This window comes from Aquibium pacificum, from assembly GCF_040839445.1.
Classification (GTDB): domain Bacteria; phylum Pseudomonadota; class Alphaproteobacteria; order Rhizobiales; family Rhizobiaceae; genus Aquibium; species Aquibium pacificus.
Map to the genome: position 1 here is coordinate 356,165 of NZ_JBDPGJ010000001.1, position 19,636 is coordinate 375,800.

Annotated in this window: 19 protein-coding genes, 1 tRNA gene, 1 pseudogene and 1 riboswitch; of the genes and pseudogenes, 14 read left to right on the forward strand and 7 right to left on the reverse strand. The window is 63.4% G+C overall.

All coding sequences use genetic code 11. The annotated features are described in order from the left end of the window. The first annotated feature begins 81 nt into the window (after positions 1 to 81). Together ABGN05_RS01745 and phoU are read left to right on the forward strand one after the other, a co-directional pair. Positions 82 to 1,350 carry an ATP-binding protein gene (locus ABGN05_RS01745; protein ID WP_367952267.1) on the forward strand — a complete coding sequence of 423 codons (1,269 nt, stop codon included), beginning with the start codon at positions 82 to 84 and terminating at the stop codon, positions 1,348 to 1,350. Between the two features lie 85 nt (positions 1,351 to 1,435). Then, on the forward strand, positions 1,436 to 2,149 hold the full coding sequence (gene phoU / locus ABGN05_RS01750) for a phosphate signaling complex protein PhoU (RefSeq protein ID WP_367952268.1): 714 nt from the start codon (positions 1,436 to 1,438) through the stop codon (positions 2,147 to 2,149). A gap of 34 nt (positions 2,150 to 2,183) precedes the next feature. Here phoU and ABGN05_RS01755 read toward each other — a convergent pair whose 3' ends face one another. Continuing rightward, positions 2,184 to 2,693, reverse strand: a complete 510-nt coding sequence (locus ABGN05_RS01755) for a GcrA family cell cycle regulator (RefSeq protein WP_367952269.1) — start codon at positions 2,691 to 2,693, stop codon at positions 2,184 to 2,186. Between the two features lie 393 nt (positions 2,694 to 3,086). Here ABGN05_RS01755 and ABGN05_RS01760 point away from each other — a divergent pair, with 393 nt between their 5' ends. From ABGN05_RS01760 to ABGN05_RS01770, 3 genes are read left to right on the forward strand one after another with little or no spacing between them, the layout of a single operon-like run. After that, positions 3,087 to 4,277 (forward strand): aspartate aminotransferase family protein, encoded by a 1,191-nt coding sequence (locus ABGN05_RS01760; RefSeq protein ID WP_367952270.1) that lies wholly within the window; start codon positions 3,087 to 3,089, stop codon positions 4,275 to 4,277. A 17-nt stretch (positions 4,278 to 4,294) separates the two neighbouring features. Next, the gene (gene argF, locus ABGN05_RS01765; protein WP_367953122.1) at positions 4,295 to 5,215 is read left to right on the forward strand and encodes an ornithine carbamoyltransferase; all 921 of its coding nucleotides are present in this window, start codon (positions 4,295 to 4,297) and stop codon (positions 5,213 to 5,215) included. Continuing rightward, positions 5,172 to 6,212, forward strand: a complete 1,041-nt coding sequence (locus tag ABGN05_RS01770) for an Hsp33 family molecular chaperone (protein ID WP_367952271.1) — start codon at positions 5,172 to 5,174, stop codon at positions 6,210 to 6,212. The genes argF and ABGN05_RS01770 overlap by 44 nt, the downstream gene beginning before the upstream one ends. Before the next feature lie 6 nt (positions 6,213 to 6,218). On the opposite strand, the gene apaG is transcribed toward ABGN05_RS01770, so the two are convergent. After that, positions 6,219 to 6,611, reverse strand: coding sequence for a Co2+/Mg2+ efflux facilitator ApaG/CorD (gene apaG / locus ABGN05_RS01775; RefSeq protein WP_367952272.1), 393 nt, complete (start codon positions 6,609 to 6,611; stop codon positions 6,219 to 6,221). Positions 6,612 to 6,742: 131 nt separating this feature from the next. Here apaG and ABGN05_RS01780 point away from each other — a divergent pair, with 131 nt between their 5' ends. After that, positions 6,743 to 7,348, forward strand: a complete 606-nt coding sequence (locus ABGN05_RS01780) for a CDP-alcohol phosphatidyltransferase family protein (RefSeq protein WP_367952273.1) — start codon at positions 6,743 to 6,745, stop codon at positions 7,346 to 7,348. Here ABGN05_RS01780 and ABGN05_RS01785 read toward each other — a convergent pair whose 3' ends face one another. Beyond that, entirely contained in the window at positions 7,349 to 8,539 is a 1,191-nt protein-coding gene (locus ABGN05_RS01785) for an O-succinylhomoserine sulfhydrylase (RefSeq protein WP_367952274.1), read from the reverse strand. It lies immediately after the preceding gene. A gap of 46 nt (positions 8,540 to 8,585) precedes the next feature. Continuing rightward, positions 8,586 to 8,663, reverse strand: a riboswitch (SAM riboswitch). A 61-nt stretch (positions 8,664 to 8,724) separates the two neighbouring features. On the opposite strand from ABGN05_RS01785, the gene ABGN05_RS01790 reads away from it, so the two are divergent. After that, positions 8,725 to 9,852, forward strand: a complete 1,128-nt coding sequence (locus tag ABGN05_RS01790; protein ID WP_367952275.1) for a 2'-deoxycytidine 5'-triphosphate deaminase — start codon at positions 8,725 to 8,727, stop codon at positions 9,850 to 9,852. 4 nt (positions 9,853 to 9,856) lie between these two features. Here the strand turns inward: ABGN05_RS01790 and ABGN05_RS01795 are convergent, their stop codons facing one another. Then, a complete protein-coding gene (locus ABGN05_RS01795; RefSeq protein ID WP_367952276.1) occupies positions 9,857 to 10,642 on the reverse strand; it encodes an ion transporter in 786 nt (261 codons plus the stop codon). Between the two features lie 537 nt (positions 10,643 to 11,179). Here ABGN05_RS01795 and ABGN05_RS01800 point away from each other — a divergent pair. Further along, positions 11,180 to 11,253, forward strand: a tRNA-Gly gene (locus tag ABGN05_RS01800). Between the two features lie 72 nt (positions 11,254 to 11,325). On the opposite strand, the pseudogene ABGN05_RS01805 reads toward ABGN05_RS01800, so the two are convergent. Beyond that, positions 11,326 to 11,496, reverse strand: a pseudogene (locus ABGN05_RS01805) (tyrosine-type recombinase/integrase); the annotation flags it as partial. Positions 11,497 to 11,597: 101 nt separating this feature from the next. On the opposite strand from ABGN05_RS01805, the gene ABGN05_RS01810 reads away from it, so the two are divergent. Continuing rightward, on the forward strand, positions 11,598 to 11,720 hold the full coding sequence (locus ABGN05_RS01810) for a type I restriction-modification enzyme R subunit C-terminal domain-containing protein (RefSeq protein ID WP_367952277.1): 123 nt from the start codon (positions 11,598 to 11,600) through the stop codon (positions 11,718 to 11,720). 1,098 nt (positions 11,721 to 12,818) lie between these two features. Continuing rightward, a complete protein-coding gene (locus tag ABGN05_RS01815) occupies positions 12,819 to 14,672 on the forward strand; it encodes an alpha/beta fold hydrolase (RefSeq protein WP_367952278.1) in 1,854 nt (617 codons plus the stop codon). 225 nt (positions 14,673 to 14,897) lie between these two features. On the opposite strand, the gene ABGN05_RS01820 is transcribed toward ABGN05_RS01815, so the two are convergent. Next, positions 14,898 to 15,152 carry a Fic family protein gene (locus ABGN05_RS01820; RefSeq protein ID WP_367952279.1) on the reverse strand — a complete coding sequence of 85 codons (255 nt, stop codon included), beginning with the start codon at positions 15,150 to 15,152 and terminating at the stop codon, positions 14,898 to 14,900. A gap of 533 nt (positions 15,153 to 15,685) precedes the next feature. Continuing rightward, entirely contained in the window at positions 15,686 to 16,591 is a 906-nt protein-coding gene (locus tag ABGN05_RS01825; RefSeq protein WP_367952280.1) for a LysR family transcriptional regulator, read from the reverse strand. 123 nt (positions 16,592 to 16,714) lie between these two features. Here ABGN05_RS01825 and ABGN05_RS01830 point away from each other — a divergent pair, with 123 nt between their 5' ends. The 4 genes from ABGN05_RS01830 to ABGN05_RS01845 all read left to right on the forward strand — a co-directional run bounded on the left by ABGN05_RS01830 (position 16,715) and on the right by ABGN05_RS01845 (position 19,159). Then, a complete protein-coding gene (locus ABGN05_RS01830) occupies positions 16,715 to 17,260 on the forward strand; it encodes a carboxymuconolactone decarboxylase family protein (RefSeq protein ID WP_367952281.1) in 546 nt (181 codons plus the stop codon). 56 nt (positions 17,261 to 17,316) lie between these two features. Beyond that, the gene (locus ABGN05_RS01835) at positions 17,317 to 17,940 is read left to right on the forward strand and encodes a pyridoxamine 5'-phosphate oxidase family protein (RefSeq protein ID WP_367952282.1); all 624 of its coding nucleotides are present in this window, start codon (positions 17,317 to 17,319) and stop codon (positions 17,938 to 17,940) included. 2 nt (positions 17,941 to 17,942) lie between these two features. After that, complete coding sequence (locus tag ABGN05_RS01840; RefSeq protein WP_367952283.1) at positions 17,943 to 18,416, forward strand: nuclear transport factor 2 family protein; 474 nt, start codon at positions 17,943 to 17,945, stop codon at positions 18,414 to 18,416. 245 nt (positions 18,417 to 18,661) lie between these two features. Beyond that, positions 18,662 to 19,159 (forward strand): YHS domain-containing (seleno)protein, encoded by a 498-nt coding sequence (locus tag ABGN05_RS01845; protein ID WP_367952284.1) that lies wholly within the window; start codon positions 18,662 to 18,664, stop codon positions 19,157 to 19,159. Positions 19,160 to 19,636: the final 477 nt, after the last annotated feature.

Below are 19,636 nucleotides of genomic sequence, written 5' to 3' on the forward strand. Positions count from 1 at the left end.
GCTATTGAGCGTATCCAACGGCGTCCAGTCGCCGACCGACAACGAGGCCTGGACAAGGCCCCCGTGCTTCAGAGGATTGCCATGACCGAAACGGAGGAGGGAGGAGCGAGCGCGGCCGGGATGGTGCGCAGGCGCCTGACGGAGGCGCGGTGGGTGCTCGTGGCAGCTGCCGTGGCGATCGTCGCGCTGGGCTACGCGGGTGATCTCTCGTTCGCCTGGATCGCGCTCGCCGTCGCGTTCGTGGTGCTCGTGGCGGCCCTCGCGCGCAGGAAGACGGCACGGGGCGCCAGGGCGGAAGCGGACGCCGCCGCGACCCTCGGTTTCCAGGGCCTTTCGGCGCAGGCGCTCGCGGAAGCCGTGCCGGACCCGATGATCGTCTTCGACCAGCACGGCATCGTGGTAACCCGCAACGAAGCCGCGCGATCGGCCTTCGGCAAGCTCGATGCAGGAACGCTCCTCAACCTTCGCTTTCGAACGCCGGAATTCCAGGACCTGCTCGCCACGCTGCTGGCCGGCGGCGCGGGGCCGCTGATCTGCGAGTATGTGGAGCGGGTGCCGATCGAGCGGTGGTTCCGCATCGCGGGCACGGCGGTCGGGGAGGGGAGCGGGCTCTACGTGCTGGTCTTCAAGGACCAGAGCGAGATCCGGCGCATCGACCGCATGCGCGCCGACTTCATCGCCAATGCCAGCCACGAACTGCGCACGCCGCTGGCTTCCATAGCCGGGTTCATCGACACCTTGCGGGGACCCGCGCGAAACGATCCGAAGGCGCGCGAACAGTTTCTCCAGATCATGCAGAACCAGACCGCGCGCATGGCGCGCCTCATCGACGATCTGCTTTCGCTGTCGCGACTGGAAATGAAGACCTATGCGCCGGCTCCGGGCAAGATCGACGTCCGGCCACTGGTCGAGAGCGTCATCGATTCCCTCCGTCATCTCGCGGCGGACAACGGCGTCGCAATCTCCAAGGAGATTTCGTCCGACCCCGTCGAGGTGCGAGGCAACGGCGACGAACTCACCCAGGTCTTCGAGAACCTGCTGGAGAATGCCATCAAGTACGGCCAGTCGGGCGGCAAGGTCGACGTATCTGTCACCCCCGCGGAGCCGGGAACCGGGACCGGACCGCGGGTGAGCTTCACCGACCATGGTCCGGGCATCGCGGAAGAGCACATCCCGCGCGTCACCGAGCGCTTCTATCGCGTGGACGTCGAGACGAGCCGCTCCCAGAAAGGTACCGGCCTCGGGCTTGCCATCGTCAAGCACATCCTGACAAGACACAACGCGCGGCTGACGATCAAATCGAAGATCGGCGAAGGCGCCACCTTCACGGTCAACTTTCCCTCCACCTGACCGTTTCTTGACCGGCAGGACCGGTTTTCGTCTTTCGGTCATGTGACTGCCGTATACAATCATGATTCGCGGCGGAGTCGGACCGATGCCCACAGTGCATATCATGAACGCCTACGATCAGGAGCTGAAGTTCCTGGCGAGTCGCATCGCCAGCATGGGAGGGCTGGCGGAGAGGATGGTGGACGAGTCCGTCAAGGCGCTCGTGCATCACGACCCGGCACTCGCCCGGAAGGTAATCGCCGACGACGACCTGCTGGATGAAGGCCAGCGGGAGATCGACGACAAGGCGATCGTCATCATCGCCCGGCGCCAGCCGATGGCCGACGACCTGCGCGAGATCATCGGCGCCATCCGCATCTCGTCAGATCTCGAACGGGTTGGAGACCTCGGCAAGAACATCGCCAAGCGCGTGCTCTCCATCCTGGAGACGCCGCAGCCGGTGCGGCTGTCACGCGGCCTGGAGGCGCTGGCGCAACTCGCCCTGGTCCAGTTGAAGGAAGTGCTCGACTGCTATGCGACGAGTTCGGTGGAACGCATCGGCTTCGTTCGCGACCGCGACGACGACATCGACGCGATGTACACGTCGCTCTTCCGCGAACTGCTCACCTACATGATGGAAGACCCGCGCAACATCGCCGCCTGTACCCATCTCCTGTTCTGCGCGAAGAACATCGAGCGCATCGGCGATCACGCGACCAACATCGCGGAAACCGTCCACTACATCATCACAGGCGTCCAGATGCCGCTCGATCGGCCCAAGGAGGACAAGAGCCACCGGATCGTCCTGTCCGGAGAGTAAGGCGTCCGCTCGCAGGCGCCTCGGTCGCCGCGGTTCAGCGCTGCCTGCGACGCTCGGATGCCGGCTGGAACGCGAGCCTGGCGTGGTATGTGCAGTAGGGACCCGTATCGAGCGAGTCATTGCCGCAGAAATGGAACTCCTCGGTCAGCGGATCGCCGTTCGGCCACTTGCAGGTCTTGTCGGTCAGTTCCGCCAGCTTCAGATGACGCGAGATCGGGACGACCACGCTCTCCACCGGGCGCGCCGAAGGGCGGATGGCGGGTTCTGACTGGTAATCGACCTTGAGCGCCGTGGCGCCGACCGTCTGCGGCATCGACCGGGGCGAGGAGGCCGCTCTCGGTGCCTTCGCTCCGGCGGGCTTCGGCTTCTTCTGGCGCGTTTGCGCCGGCGCCGCGCGTCCGCGGCTGGAGAGCTTCAGCCGGTGGACCTTGCCGATGACGGCATTGCGGCTGACGCCTCCCAGCTGTGCCGCGATCTGGCTTGCGCTCAGTCCCTCCGCCCAGAGTTTTCGGAGGAGTTCCACCCGCTCGTCTGTCCAGTTCATGCCGTATGCTCCTGGTGGTGCCACGTCCGGCGGAATCCGAATCCGTACCCGCCCTGGCTGCCGCCAGGAGGACGCCACAGATACTCGGGTGAGTTTTTGGTCCGCCGCACGAAATCTAGTTATTTCGTGAAGGCAAACTACAATACCGGGTGACTCAGTGACAAGAGTCCGCTGAGTCAGCTGAATCTGTTTTTTCGGTTTTCCCCAACTTGCCGGCTCATGTGACTGCCGGCTGCACCGGTGGGGCCGGAGCTTCCCGTTGACTTGCAAGCGAAAAAATCCAATATGGGCCGAAGAGGCCGCCCCGGGGGCGGCTTTTTAGTTTGCGGACCCGCGCATGCATGGGAATGGCGGGAATCTCCGCACGCACAGGCCCATCCGGAGCATTCTCGCATGAGCGGTTCGGCGCTATACGAAACTTTCGCCAGGGCGCCCCTGGCCTTCGATCGCGGCGAGGGATCGTGGCTGGTCACGACCGAGGGCGAGCGATACCTGGATTTCGCCGCCGGCATCGCGGTGAACTCGCTCGGCCATGGACATCCGCATCTCGTCGAAGCGCTGACCGAGCAGGCGGGCAAGCTCTGGCACGTCTCGAACCTCTACGAAATTCCGGGACAGCGCCGCCTCGGCGAGCGCCTCGTCGCCAACAGCTTCGCCGACAAGGTGTTCTTCACCAATTCCGGTGCGGAAGCGCTGGAATGCGCCATCAAGACGGCAAGGCGCTACCATTATGTGAACGGCAATCCCGAACGCTACCGCATCATTACCTTCGAAGGCGCCTTCCATGGCCGGACACTGGCCACCATTGCCGCCGGCGGGCAGCCGAAGTATCTCGAAGGTTTCGGTCCAAAGGTCGAAGGTTTCGACCAGGTCGCGCTCGGCGATGCGGAGGCGCTGAAGAAGGCGATCACGGCAGAGACCGCGGCGATCCTCGTCGAGCCGGTGCAGGGCGAGGGCGGTATCCGCGTCGTGCCGGCGGAGATGCTCAAGCTGATGCGCAAGCTCGCCGACGACAACGGTCTCCTCCTGATCTACGACGAGGTCCAGTGCGGCGTCGGCCGCACCGGCAAGCTCTTCGCCTATGAGTGGTCCGGGGCGGAACCCGACATCATGGCGATCGCCAAGGGGATCGGCGGCGGCTTTCCGCTGGGTGCCTGCCTTTCGACGGACGAGGCGGCGGTCGGCATGACGGCCGGGGTGCACGGCACGACGTTCGGCGGAAACCCGCTGGCGATGGCGGTGGGTAACGCCGTGCTGGACGTCGTGCTCGAAGAGGGATTTCTCGACGAAGTGAGCCGCAAGTCCCTGCTGATCAAGCAGGGCCTGGCCGCCATCGCGGACGAGTACCCTTCGGTCATCGAGGAGATCCGCGGCGTCGGGCTGATCCTCGGCATCAAGTGCCGGATGCCCAATGCCGGCGTCAACATGGCCTTCCGGGAAGAGAAGCTCCTGACGGTGCCGGGCGGCGACAACGTGGTTCGGCTCCTTCCCCCTCTGACGGTGACGGACGAGGAAATCCGCACGGGGCTGGAGCGGATTCGTGCCGCGGCGTCGAAGCTGGCTTCGAAATCCGGCGGCAACTGAGCGGAAGTGGCATAATGATGAACGGCAAGCCGCGCCATTTCACCGATCTCTCGGCGATCTCGACCGACAGCCTGCGATCCATGCTTGAGGATGCCAAGGCGCGAAAGGCGGAGGTGAAGGCAGGCAAGCGCAGCAAGCCCTTCGAGGGCAAGGTGCTGGCCATGATCTTCGATAAGCCGTCGACGCGCACCCGCGTGTCCTTCGACGTCGGCATGCGCCAGCTCGGCGGCGAGACGATCATGCTGACGGGTACGGAAATGCAGCTTGGCCGCAGCGAGACCATCGCCGACACCGCCAAGGTGCTGTCGCGCTACGTCGACATCATCATGATCCGGACGACATCGCACGATCGCCTGATCGAGCTTTCCGAGAATGCGACCGTTCCCGTCATCAACGGACTGACCGACGAGACGCACCCTTGTCAGATCATGGCCGACGTTCTTACATACGAGGAGCATCGCGGAGACGTGGCGGGCAGGCTGTTCGCCTGGTCGGGTGACGGGAACAACGTGCTTCATTCTCTGATCGAGGCCGCGGCCCGGTTCAGTTTCGACCTGAACATCGCGGTGCCTGGGGGCAGCGAGCCCGACACGAGGTTCGTGGACTGGGCGAAAGGCGAGGGCGCCCGCATCCGCTTCTTCGACGATGCCGCTGACGCCGTCAGCGGAGCCGACTGCGTGGTGACGGACACCTGGATCTCGATGGGCCAGGAGCATCGGGCACGCGGTCACAATGTCTTTCTACCTTATCAGGTGAACGCCGAACTCATGCGCCACGCCAAGCCGGACGCGCTCTTCATGCACTGCCTGCCCGCCCATCGCGGTGAAGAGGTCACCGACGAGGTGATCGACGGACAGCAGTCCGTGGTCTTCGACGAGGCGGAAAACCGGCTCCATGCGCAGAAGGCGGTGCTCGCCTGGTGTCTTTCCGGAGCATAGACGATTGATCAATGAACCAAGGCTCGGCGAATTCGGTTTCGCCGGCGACGACGTGGTCGTACCCTTCCAAGTGGAGCCGCTCGACATGCGCGGGCGCGCCGTCCAGCTCGGCCCGATGCTCGACCAGATGCTGGGACGGCATTCCTACCCCGAGCCCGTGGCGAGGCTGCTGGCGGAGTGCATCGTGCTGACGGCGCTGCTTGGAAGCTCCGTCAAGTTCGACGGCAAGTTCATCCTGCAGACCCAGACCGACGGGCCGGTAGACATGCTGGTGGCGGACTTCGCCACACCGGGGTCGATGCGCGGCTATGCGCGCTACGATGCAGAGCGGCTCGCCGAGGCGGAAGCCGCCCGGCAGACGTCGCCCGCGGAATTGCTCGGCAAGGGCATTCTCGCCATGACGATCGACCAGGGCGTCCATACGCAGCGCTACCAGGGCATCGTGCAACTGGACGGCGCTTCGCTCGAAGAGGTTGCGCGCACCTATTTCCGCCAGTCGGAGCAGATCCCGACCGAGGTACGCCTGTCGGTCGCCCGGCAGATCATTCCTGGCGCCGACGGCGGCAGCCAGCACTGGCGCGCCGGCGGCGTTCTGGCGCAGTTCCTGCCCGAAGCGCCGGAACGTCTCCGGTTGCCGGACCTGCCCGGCGGAGACGGCGACGAGGGCGACGTCGACGAGAGCGTCATCGACGGAGCGTGGATGGAGGTGCTCGCCTTGCTCGCCACCATCGAAGCCGACGAAATGCTAGATCCGACAATCGGTGCGGAACGGCTGCTCTACCGCCTGTTCCACGAACATGGCGTCGTGGTCTACCCCGGTGTGCCGGTCGCGGACGACTGTTCCTGCTCGCGCGAGAAGATCCGGTCCGTGCTGGACGGGTTTTCGCACGAGGAGATCGCCGAAAGTATCGAGGACGGAGAGATCCGCGTCACCTGCGAGTTCTGCTCGACCGAATACACCTTCGATCCTGCAGAGTTCGCGGGAAACCGGGAATAGCGGCCCTCAATTCACGGTACGCATTCCGTCGGGAAGGTCGAGCGAGAAGGCCGGAATGGCGATATCGAACCGCTGGCCTTGCGTGTCCCGCATGGTGTATCGGCCCACCATGATCCCCGACGGGGTGGAGAGGGGGCACCCGGAGGTGTACTGATAGCTGTCGCCCGGACCGAGCTGCGGCTGCTCGCCCACCACGCCGGCGCCCCTGACCTCTTCCACCCGGCCGGTGGCATCCGTGATGTGCCAGTAGCGCGACAGCAATTGTACGTGTTCGGCCGAGTGATTGGCTATCGTGACCCGATACGCCCAGACATAGTGATTGTCGTCGGGGTCCGAACGGTCGCCGAGATAGAAGGGTTCGACGCTGACTTCGATGTTGCGTGTTATTGCCCGATACATGAGACAAGCTCCGGGTGACTTCCTGGGGGGAACCTTCAACGAACGGCGCCGACGGGTCAACCGCCGAGATTTTCGCGCAATGGTGACCGAAATACGGTCGTTCCAACGCCCTTCGTTTCCGGCGGGTTCCCGTGCTTGACGGCTGGGCAAGGCGCAGGCTCGACCCTCTGCTCGACCGGCTGGCAGCGGGCCTCGCGTCCGCCGGGATATCCGCCAACGCCGTCACGCTCGCCTCGTTCGCCATCGGCATGGCTGCCGCCGCCGCGATCGCCGCCGGGTACACGGCAATCGGTCTCGTCCTCATCCTTGTGAGCCGGCTTGGAGACGGGCTCGACGGAGCGGTGGCTAGGATCAGGGGCAAGACCGATCTCGGCGGCTACCTCGACATCGTGCTCGACTTCTTCTTCTACGGTGCGATACCGCTCGGCTTTGCCGTCGCCGATCCGCCAGCCAACGCACTCGCCGCCGCCGTCCTGATCTCCTGCTTCTACGTCAACGGGGCGAGCTTCCTCGCCTTCTCCATTCTGGCCGAGCGGCGAAAACTCTCCACTCTCGCGCGCGGGGAGAAGTCCATCTTCTTCACCACGGGACTGGCGGAGGCGACGGAGACGCTCGCGGTATTCGTCGCGTTCTGCCTTTTTCCGGGCTGGTTCGCCGTGCTCGCATATGCCTTCGCGGCGGTGACCCTCTATACCGCCGTTTCGAGGATCGTGCTCGCCGCCAAGAGCTTCGGCTGACTACGCCGCCTTCTCCAGCGCCCGGTCCAGATCATCGATCAGGTCGTCCGCGTCCTCCAGGCCCACCGAAAGCCGCACCGTTCCGGGATTGATCCCGAGCTCGGCGCGCGCCTCGTCGGTCAGGTTCTTGTGGGTGGTGGTCGCGGGGTGGGTGATGAGGCTCTTGGCGTCGCCGAGATTGTTGGAAATGCGGATGGTCTCCAGCGCGTTCTGCATGCGGAAGGCGCCCTGTTTGCCGCCCTTGACCTCGAAGCAGATCAGCGTCGAGCCGCCTTTCATCTGCCGGGCGATGATGTCGGCCTGCGGATGGTCGTTGCGGCCGGGATAGATCACCTTCGCGATGCCCGGGTGGCAGGCGAGGTGACCGGCCAGGCGCGCCGCGCTCTCGGTCTGTTGCCGCACGCGAACCGGCAGCGTCTCCAGACCCTTGAGCAGTGTCCAGGCATTGAACGGCGAAAGGCTCGGTCCGGTATGGCGGAAGTAGTCGTGCAGGTTCTCGTCGATCCACTTCTTGTCCGACAGCACGATGCCGCCGAGGCAGCGGCCCTGCCCGTCGATGTGCTTCGTCGCCGAATAGACGACGACGTGCGCGCCGAGTTCCAGCGGCTTCTGCTGCAGCGGCGTGGCGAAGACGTTGTCGACCACGACCCGGGCGCCGATGCCGTTGGCGACCTTCGCGACCGCGGCGATGTCGATCACCTCCAGCGTCGGATTGGTGGGGCTTTCCAGGAAGAAGAGTTTCGTGTTCGGCCGCACCGCGGCCTCCCATTCCTCCATCTTCGTGCCGTCGACCAGCGTCGTCTCGATACCGTAACGCGGCATCAGGGTCTCGATCACCCAGCGGCAGGAGCCGAAGAGCGCACGCGCGGCGACGACGTGATCGCCGGACCTGACCGAGCAGAGCAGGGCGGCAGAGACCGCCGCCATGCCGGACGCGGTGGCGCGGGCATCCTCCGCGCCTTCCAGCAGGCACATGCGCTTCTCGAACATATCCACGGTCGGATTGGCATACCGGGAATAGATGAAGCCGGGCGCCTCGCCCTTGAAACGGGCTTCGGCCGCTTCCGCCGTCTCGTAGACGAACCCCTGTGTCAGGAAGATCGCTTCGGAGGTCTCGCCAAAGGCCGACCGTGCCGTGCCGCCATGCACCAGCGCCGTCGCCGGTCTCCAGTTCCGCTGCGTCTCGTTCATCGTCGTCCTGCCTCACGCACAAAAAAACCGGCCGCGAAAGTCGCATGCCGGCTTGCGTACGGCCCTTTAGCGACTTGTTTAACGTGGCTGCAAGCCGACCGGCCAAATCACCACGGGATAAACGGTCCCATAAACCCGGGGCGGGCTTGCGTCAATCGTTGCCGTATGAAACGTCGAATCGCCCGATGCGCCACGCGGCCGCATCAGGGCCGACCGGAGCGAAGACCTTGCGCACGACAGGCATTCTTCCCGACCACGAGATCGCGGCCCTCTTCGAAGCCGGTGCGCTGTCGGCGCCGCGTGCCCTCGACGCCGACCAGATCCAGCCGGCGAGCCTCGACCTCAGGCTCGGGGAAACGGCCTACCGCGTGCGCGCGAGCTTCCTGCCGGGACCGGGCAAGAGGGTCGCCGAAAAGCTCGACCGGCTGAAGCTCCACGAGATCGACCTTCGGGCAGGCGCGGTTCTGGAGACCGGCTGCGTCTACATCGTGCCCTTGCTGGAAAGCCTCGCATTGCCTCGCGGCGTTGCGGCTTCCGCCAATCCGAAGAGCTCGACCGGGCGGCTCGATATCTTCACCCGCGTCATGACCGATCACGGGCCGGAATTCGACAAGATCGCGGCCGGCTACAGGGGCGGCCTCTATCTCGAGGTGAGCCCGCGAACCTTCCCCATCGTTGCCAGGACCGGCTCGCGGCTGTCGCAGATCCGGTTCCGTATGGGCAACGCGATCCTCTCCGAGCCGGAACTGGCGGAGCTACACCGCACGGACGTGCTGGTTGCGTCCGAGCAGCCGAACGTGACGGGAGGCGGCATCGCGCTGTCGATCGACCTGGAAGGCATGGCGCAGGAGCCGATCGGCTACCGCGGCAAGCACCATACCGCGCTGGTCGACGTCGACAGGCGCGCCGCCCACGACGTGCTCGAATTCTGGGAGCCGCTGCACGCGCATGGCAGCCGCGAACTGATCCTGGACCCGGACGAGTTCTACATCCTCGTGTCGCGCGAGGCGGTGCACGTGCCGCCCGGATACGCCGCCGAGATGACGCCGTACGATCCGCTCGTCGGCGAGTTCCGCGTGCACTACGCCGGGTTCTTCGATCCCGGCTTCGGGCATTCCGGAGCCGGCGGCACGGGCAGCCGAGCCGTGCTGGAGGTGCGCAGCCACGAGGTGCCCTTCATCCTCGAGCACGGCCAGATCGTCGGCCGGCTGGTCTACGAGCACATGCTTTCCAAGCCGAAAGCGCTCTACGGGACCGATCTCGGCTCCAACTATCAGGCGCAAGGCCTGAAGCTGTCGAAGCACTTCCGCTGACGGGCTACCGCCGCTCGCTCGCCATCGCGCGCAGTTCCTCCCGCAGCGCCCTGATCTCGGCGAGAATCATCTCCTGTTCGCCCTGCAGCGCGGCGCGCTCGGCCGTGGCCTCGGCGTCGTGTTCCTCCTGCATGGCCGAGACGATGATGCCGATGAACAGGTTGAGCACGGTGAAGGTCGTGCAGACGATGAACGGGATGAAGAACAGCCAGGCCATGGGGAAGACCTCCATGACCGGCCGCACGATGCCCATCGACCAGCTTTCCAGCGTCATGATCTGGAACAGCGAGTAGGCAGACTTCGCGATGGTGCCGAACCAGTCGGGGAAGGTGGCGCCGAAGAGCTTCGTGGCCATCACCGAAAAGACGTAGAAGACGAGCGTCAGGAGGAGCATGATCGAGCCCATCCCCGGCAGGGCGGCGACCAGGCCGCCAACGACGCGGCGCAGCGACGGCACCATCGAAACCAGACGCAACACCCGCAGGATGCGCAGCGCGCGCAGCACCGACAGGTTGCCGGTCGCCGGGAACAGGGCGATGCCCACCACGACAAGATCGAAGATACGCCAGGGATCGCGGAAGAAGTCGAGGCGGTAGACGGCGAAACGCGCCAGGAGTTCGACGACGAAGACGGCGAGGATCGCACGGTCGAGGACTACCAGAATCGGTCCCCATTCGGCCATCGCGGCCTGTGAGGTCTCGAGCCCGAGCGTGATGGCGTTGACGATGATGAGGACGGTGATGGCGAGATCAAACCGGCGCGATTCGATGAGGCGCTTCAGGGCGGGCACGGCGGGGAGGCTCCGGGTGGATCGGCGAGAACTCCGGCACAAGTGGTCTCCCGTACCGGACCCGTCAAGCAGGCACGTTCGACGTCGCTCTTGCCAAATGCGGGTTCATCCCGTTGGAGCCCTTGGAAGCGCTCGTGCGTGATCTTACTGGCTGTGCAGGTTTATGTCGTTTGCAGCAGCAATTTTCTTTACCCAGGCCTGCAGCCTTTCGAGTTCGGCCGGGGGGCGTTGCCGGTTCGACTGGAATATGAAGACCAGCCGTTCGACGTCCTTGCATGCCCGCCAAACCTCGTATGCATCCACATTTAAGTCGTCCCGAACGGGAATTCCCTGAGTTCGCAGCATGACAGTCTCCTGACTTTGCAACTCTACCGTTAATGCCCTATTCGCGTTCGCGTTCTCGCGATTCTGCCGAGATGGTGAACCATTGGTAAACGGTCCGGCCGGGACCTCGCGGATACCTTCGCGTGTCCTCTCCGGCGCGTGAAGGCATGCCGCTTGACAGCGCGACCTGGTTGGACGATTCAATGAGACGCTGCGGGTGTAGTTCAATGGCAGAACGGCAGCTTCCCAAGCTGCATACGAGGGTTCGATTCCCTTCACCCGCTCCAGCTGACTTCTCAATGCGTTAGAGCCATGTCGGCCTCCGGTGGGAGGGACGGTTTTACAGCCTGTTTTACAGGCTACGTTCCCGATCTGCCCTTGGCGAGCTGCTCAATCGCGGCTCGAGTTGCCGCCGCTCGACCCACATAGCGCCGGATAATCCTCGAGACGCTCTGCTCTTCCCAACCCATGGTCTCGGCAATAACTCGTTCCGAAAGACCGGCCGTGTAGAACTTGGTTGCGGCGGTGCCGTCTGCGCGTCGCCGATGCCGGCGCGATCGAACGCGCCCGCGAGACGAGCGAGGGCTTCGGCCGCTTCGTCCGCTCCCTCGTCGGCTTCGACCGATAAGCGGTGTACGCGGCCTTCGCCGAGTTCCTCGCGGAGGGGATCGCGACAGCCGAGCAAATCGAGTTCATCGACATGATTGTCGATCACCTGATCGAGCGTGGGGCGATGGAGCCCGGCTTGCTCTAAGAGAGCCCCGTCATCGACATCGCGCCGCAGGGGCCGGAGAACGTGTTCGATGATGCCCGCGTCGTTGCCCTAATTGACAAGATCTCAGGCTTCAACACAGCGCAGAGCCGGCCGCCGAGGCAGGATGAACCCGGCGCTTCAACGTCTGCAAATGCTTCGGAGTCGGATACGACAATCAAACGGGGGCTCTCCCCAATCGGCCATAGAAGCTCACTGGCGAGCGCCAGCGCCGATCAGCTGTCCACCCACAGCAGCGGGAATATCCACGCTCACCAGTGACTCTGTATGGCGCGGCAAATTGCACATTCATTCTGCTCGTCGCGCTCGCACTCGCTAAAACGCTGCGCAGCGCGTTCGGACAGCATCAACCGGCATATGGCACAATCGCCAGATGATCGCGCGGCGGAAGCCACGATCGGAATGGATGCACGCGCGGCGTCAGCGTCAATCCACTTCTCTACCGATGACTGCGGCTCCAGATGCTAACAGCCGAGCAATCTATCCAAGAAGTCCCAGGGCCAGAAACAACAGAACCACTGTTAGGGCCAACCATCCTACTTGTGAGCTAAGCCGATGGGGTCGCTTGCCGTCGATGAAGGCCACGTCTGCCGCGAGACGTTCCCGGAGCATGTGTTCCGTTGCAATTGGGTTTTGATCGTAGGTCGGATACATTTGCTGGGTCCTCTTGTTGAAGTGTTTCCAAGCGAGAGGCTGCAGCAAGCCCGCAACGAGTGACGGGGTCTGATCGTCAACGAAATGCAAAATCGCCCTCAATCGAAAAAGGACATCCTCCATGTCCGTCTTCTCGGTGTGCCGGATTTCAGCTGGGGGCATGGTGGGACAGTCGCGCTGCAGGAGCGCAGGGCGCGGGCTCTGCTTGCCTACTTAGCGCTTCATCCAGGGGTTCACTTGTCGCGAGACCGGCTCGCCGCCCTCTTCTGGCCGGACGCCACCGACAGCGCTGCGAGAGCAAGCCTTCGCCAAGCCCTCAGCGTCATTAGGAAGAGCCTTGGCGAAGAGGCGGATCGTGTCATCAGCGCGAGCCGCGATACTGTTGCGATTCAGCAAGATGCTGTAACAACGGATGCGGGGCGGATCATGTCGCTGTCCCAGACCCAGCGCGGATTGACGATTGAGGATATCCCCACTGAGAGCACCTTCCTGGAAGGTCTCCGGGGCTTCTCGACCGACTTCGACAATTGGTGCAACACCGAGGGTGAGCGATGGCTGGTGCTGAGACTCGGCCTTCTCGAAGAACTTGCCGATCGCGCCGAGGCCGAGTGTCGAACTGGCGAAGCGGCGAGACTTCTGAGCGGTGCACTCGCGCTTGATCCACTGAACGAAGTCTTCCATCGCCGCTTGATGAGCATCTACGCGACCCAAGGCCGGACCACCGAAGCGTTGCGAATGTTCAAGCGGCTGGAGGTCCTCTTGTCGACAGAACTGGACGTTCGGCCCGAGCGCGCCACACTCGATCTGGTGCGTGCCATTCGAGCTCGGCGTCAGAGCCGCACACTCTCCGTTGCCTCCGGGGCGGCGGATGCGGACCGGAAGGCGGCGACCGAATCCGCCTTCGTGGCACCTTCGCTTGAGCAATCGCCTTCTCATCCGCCGACCCGCTATGCCAAACGCGGGCGGTTGAACATCGCCTATCAGGTATCCGGTAGCGGTCCCATTGATGTCATCTGGGTTCCAGGATGGGTCTCGAACCTTGATTTCGCCTGGACTCATCCAAGGATGGCTCACATATTCCAACGCCTCGGCTCGTTCGCGCGCTTGATCCGCTTCGATAAAAGCGGGACCGGTCTGTCGGACCGGGACGTCGGTTCTCCAACCCTCGGGGATCGGGCCGAAGACATTCGGGCAGTCATGGATGCTGTGGGATCGGAGCGGGCCGCCTTGATTGGCTCTTCTGAAGCCGGCGGCATGAGCATCTTATTTGCTGCAACGTATCCTGAAAGGACGTCTGCGCTTGTGCTGTGCGGATCCTACGCGCGGGGCCTGTGGGCTAAAGACTACCCATGGCGTCCAACTGTTGCGGAAACGGAGGAAGAGATCGCCGAGGTCGAGCGCAATTGGGGTGGTCCTTTCGATCTTGTGGATGGCGCTCCCAGTTTGGCTGACGATCCTGCGGAAGCTGAATGGTTTGCCGGCTTTCTGCGCGCATCCGCCAGCCCGCAAGACGCGACCGCACTGTGGCGGTGGGGTGCTAGCACCGATGTGCGAAGCATCCTCGGCGCCATTCACGTGCCGACCCTTATCCTGCACCGGATCGGAGATCGCTGGGCGCGGATAGAGGAGGGACGGTTTCTTGCAGAGCATATCGATGGGGCGAAACTCGTCGAACTGCCCGGCGAAGACCATGTTCTCTGGGCTGGTGATACCGAGAAAGTGCTCAACGAGATCCGGTTATTCCTGACGACAGTTCCTAGAATGCCGCCACCAACGCGTGTGCTGGCAACCATCCTCCACATGAACGTCTTGATATCTCGGCCGGACACGGCCAGTTCTCAACACCAAGGGGAAGATGGCATTGCCGGTAAGCCGCGAAATGCGCTCGCGGAGGAGATCCGCTCCTACGGCGGCAATACGCTGACAGAAGCCGCCGATTTGATCGTGGCCGCCTTCGAAAGTCCGACGGCGGCGGTGCGGTTTGCGATCGTGCTGGTGGAGCGATTTGGCAAGGCAGGATGTGTCAGCCGTATCGGCCTCCATACCGGCGAGAGCGAACGTCGCGGCAACGATTGGACTGGCGTTGCCATCAATGCCGCCGCCGACGTCGCCCGTCACGCCGAAGACGACGAAATCCTTGTTTCGCAGACGGTCAAGGACCTTGTCGTCGGCTCCGATTTTCGACTTTCCAAGAAGAAGTCAACCATCCTCAAGGAGTTGCCTGGGACTTGGACGTTACATGCGGTTTATCGGCCGAGCGCGTCAATCCTTAGTCGCTGACGGAACCCCGACGTGTGGTTTCCGGTGCTGCATAGGGCTGAGCAAAAACGGCTCCCGCGTCGCTTCACCTTCACCAGGATGTAGAAGCAATGCTGGCTTAAGGGAGGCTTGACGGAACCTCGCTACGCGGAGGGCATGATCAGTGGCTCAAGCGCGTCGTGGACTTCGTGCCGGAGAAGGTCATATCAATCGACTGACACCTCGCACGTCTCTGATCGATTTCTCTTAAAATAATGCGATATATAGAACCGGACGCAAAATTACTTCATGTTGACATAGTAAAAATGTAATAAGAAGCCGACCTGCGCGTCTATTACCATCGAGCAATGGGTGAATTGTCTCAAATTGCGCATGTATCAAACCAATCTTAATCAAGACAGGAGGATCTATATCTGCGTGCATGAACTCTTTCAAAGCGCCCAGAAGGTTCATAACCTCTCCGGGGGCGGAGGAACAAATATAGCCTCGCGGAGGGCGCATCCTCCGGGACCAATCCAGTTCTGGGTATTCCTTATTTCCACTGGATTCTTCTCTCTACCTCTTACGCTACTTAATAGCTGTTCGTGGATCTCACGAATAGGCCGGATTGACAGAGGAAGTGTCTTAAGTCTGTCTAGGCCATAATATAATATGCAGATTATCCCTTCAATATATTAAACGCTACGTTTCGCAAGCCCATCGGCCCGCATTCATTTGCGTCGCTTCGATTTCTCTGAAGCTGCCGAACGATTCTCGCGAGAGGGGAATTGGCGCCTCAGATAGAGCCACGCGGTATCAGTGCCCCCGAGTGGCGGCAGCGTGCCGCGAGCATGACCTGCAACAGAGCCGTCCTGGCGAGGCAAGACTTCGTGTGGCGCGCCACCGACACATCAGACGGCAGCTTTTCCTCGGAACCTCGTGATCGGCCAGGGACATCAAACCGGGACCGGATTTGCCGGAGTGCTGCCTGATCCCGGAAGCGCTCCATCAAGAATACACGATAACGGATCGGGGTGCCCGCTTAGCGTTGATGACTACAGCGACATAAGTTTCGTCCTTAGAACGGGAACCGCGAAATCAAGAAAGACCCGCATTTTCGAGGGGAGCTTTCCACGTGCTGCATGGATTAAATGGACTGGGGCGGGCTCCAACTCGAAGCCATCCAAAACAATCCGCAGCTTGCCGTCGCGAACCTGTTCGGCGCATTGATAGTGAAGAACGCGCGTAGCGCCGACATCCCGGACGGCAGCCCCGACAGCAGCTTCCGCCGTCGAAACAGATAGGCGCGGGAAGATGTCCACATCGATGACCCGCCCGGTTTCCGCCAGCCGGAAGGGCCAGCTCGAGGCCGGCGACAGGAATTCGAAATTAACGCTCGGTAGCGCCGCGGCATCCTCCGGCCGCGCGGGCGTGCCATATGTCTCGATCAGTTTCGGGCTGGCGCAGACGACGGTCCGCATTGCGCCGATATTGGTGGCGATCATGGTGCTGTCCGGCAGCCGGCCGATCCGCGCCGCCATGTCGACATGCTCGTCGAGCAGATGAAGGTTGCTGTCCGACAGGACAAGCCGGACATTGATATCTGGATGGGCCGCGAGGAAATCGATGACGACCGGCAGGATATGCAGCCGGCCGAACAGCACCGGGGCCGTCAGGGTCAGTTCGCCGCGCGGCGACTGGAACTCGCCCGCTGCGATGCGCTCGGCCTCCTCGACATCCTCAAGAATGCGCCGCGCCGAGGCCAGGTAGGCCGCGCCGGTATCGGTCAGCGCGACCTTGCGCGTCGTGCGGATCAGGAGCTTCGCGCCCAGATGCGTTTCCAACTCGTTGATCTTGCGGCTGACGGTGGCGAGCGGCACGCCCAGTTCGCGGCTGGCCGCCGAGAAACTGCCCTTGTCGGCGACGCTGAGCAGCAGCCGCATGGCGTCCAGCCGATCCATCATTATTCCAATATTCGAGACACTAATTCCCGATAGTAGGCGATTATCCCCGAAATTGGAATGTACTAATCCTCCTTTCGAACGGAGCCCACCGGGTTCCGGCACTCGAAAGGAGAAACAGCAATGCCCCGTCTGACCATCCCGGCGCGCGACGATGTCCCCGCCGAATCCAAACCGATCCTCGACGCCGTCCAGAGCCAGCTCGGCGTGGTGCCGAACATGTTGCGGCTGATCGCCTCCAGCCCCGCCGCCCTCAAGGGCTACACCGCCAACAACGCCGCGCTCGCCAAGGCGCTGGACGTCAAGACGCGCGAACGCATCGCGCTGGCCGTCGCCGAGGTCAATGGCTGTGACTACTGCCTGTCTGCGCACAGCTATCTCGGCATGAACATGGCGAAGATCTCGAGCGAGGAGATCGCGCTGAACCGCATGGGCCGGTCGGGCGACGCCAAGGCCGACGCCGCCGTCCGCTTCGCCGTCAACGTCGTTCGCGATCGCGGCCGCGTCGTCGCCGCCGATGTCGAGGCCGTCCGCGAAGCCGGTTTCTCCGACGGCCAGATCGTCGAGATCATCGCTGTCGCCGCCGAGAACGTGTTCACGAACCTGCTCAACGTGGTCGCCGGCACCGAGATCGATTTCCCCGTCGTCCGCGCCGCCGAAGCCGCCTGACGCAAGACGCGGGCGAGTTTCCCCGACCCGCCCGCCATCGCCCCGGAGACACCGCCATGCCCTATGGATTTCTCGACATCGCCACGACACCCAGCGTCCGCGCGGAGCAGCAGGCCGCGGGCAGCGACCGGGTCTACCGGGACTACAGGGCCGATCGTACCTTCGACAGGTTCACAGCTGATGAAGTAGCCTTCATCGCGGCGCGCGACAGTTTCTACATGGCCACCGCCTCGGAAACCGGCTGGCCCTATGTCCAGCACCGCGGTGGTCCCCGGGGTTTCCTGAGGGTCGTCGACGACAGGACGCTCGCCTTCGCCGATTATCGCGGCAACCGCCAGTATATCAGCGCCGGCAATCTCGCCGCCGACGCCCGCGCGGCGCTGATCCTGGTCGACTACCCCGCCCGCGCCCGCCTCAAGATCTACGCCTATGTCGAGACGGTTCCGATCGACGGCGACCTCGCGGCGCTCGTCGCGGAGCCGGACTGCAAGGCGAGACCCGAGCGCGTCTTCGTGCTGCGCCTCGCCGCGTTCGACTGGAACTGCCCCCGGCACATCACACCCCGTTTCGCGCAAACCGAGATCGCCGCGGCGATGACACCGCTGCGCGACCGCATCGCCTCGCTCGAAACCGAAAACGTAGAGTTGCGAGCCCGGCTCGCCAATGCAGAAGGACACTGACGATGGAACCCGAACGCCCGCCGCTGCCGCCCTTCACCCGCGTCGAAGACGCCGAGAGCAAGGTCCGGCTCGCCGAAAACGCCTGGAACAGCCGGGACCCGCAACGCGTCGCGCTCGCCTACTCACCTGCTAGCCAATGGCGCAACCGTGCCGAGTTCCTGCAGGGCCGCGACGCTATCGTCGCCTTCCTCGCCCGGAAATGGGATCGCGAGCTCGATTACCGCCTGGTCAAGGAGCTCTGGGGCTTCCGCGAAAACCGCATCGCAGTCCGGTTCGCCTACGAATGGCGCGACGATAGCAGCAGCTGGTTCCGCTCCTATGGCAACGAGTTGTGGGAGTTCGACGAGCGCGGCCTGATGCGCCGCCGCGTCGCCAGCATCAACGATGCGTTGATCGGCGCTGCCGACCGGAAGTTCCACTGGCCGCTCGGGCCGCGTCCGGAAACCCATCCGGGTCTGAGCGACCTCGGCCTCTAGGGCCGCGCAAGCACCACCAGTTTCCGCCGGCCCGCTCGGGCAGGCGCGGCCGGCGAGGACCTCCTCGCCGTCAAGGGATCGGTCGTGCCGGATTCCGGCCGGTCCGATCAGTTCGGCGCCGCAATCGCCTTTCGAGACCCGATTGCGCGCCGGAGCCGCCGGACGTCCGGCGGATCGAGCCGACGGCATGTCGCCGGCGGCTTCACCCCACAGCCCGTGTGGCGCAAACCGAAAGGAAGACTGACATGAAGAACCTGAACACCATCATGGCGATTGCCTGTGTCATCGGCACGATCTCCGCAGCGTCGGCCGCATTGGCCGCCGACGAATACAATGTCTCGACCGGCACCACCGTTGACGGCCAGGGCGTCGCCCTGCGCGGCAACGATTCCGTTGCGCTGATCACCGGCCTGGATGTGACCCCCGGCCACGCCAAGTTCACGGTCGTGCATGACAATGTCGCCTATTACTTCTCGTCCAAAGAGACGATGGAGCAGTTCGCGGCGGATCCGGTAGCCTTCATTCCGCAATATGGCGGCTTCTGCGCCTTCGGCGTCGCCAAGGGCCTGAAACTGGACGGCAGTCCGCGCTTCGCCGACGTCGTCGACGGCAAGCTCTACCTCTTCCTCAACGCCGATGTGTTCGAGGCCTACAAGAAGGACAAGGCCGGCATCATCGCCAAGGCCGAAGCCAACTGGCTGGGCATGGAACACCGCACCGTGGAGGACGTGAACGGCCTCTGATGCATGCTGCGACCGGACACGTTCGCACCATTCCGCATCGACCGATCCTGGAGGCATCTCCCGCGAAAACCGTCCCCTTTTCGCGCGTTGCCTCCAGGACCCGGCATCTATCGCCGGGAGCCGACCCCGAAGCGCTGGTGGCGATTTCCCCTAATCGGCACCAGCGTTTTTCATCGCTCTCTTGCAACAAAAGCGAAGTCAGAGTTCACAAGAGTGGCGGTCTCGCGCCAGAAACGTTAGTCCACGAGGCATCGAATCGGGGGAAGCCCGGATCGCCAAGGAGGGCTTTTCGCAACCGGGATCGAGCCCGGTCACTTCGGAAGGCAGCCTTCCCTCAGAACTTCTTGATCGACCAGGCACAACAACCCCGGGACCGGATTTGCTGGAGTGCCGCCTTTGTTAAGCAGCACTTCCACCGCCCAACCGCTCTTTCGACGATAACGTAGTTCACCCGGAGGTCGCGTTTGAAAAGGTCTC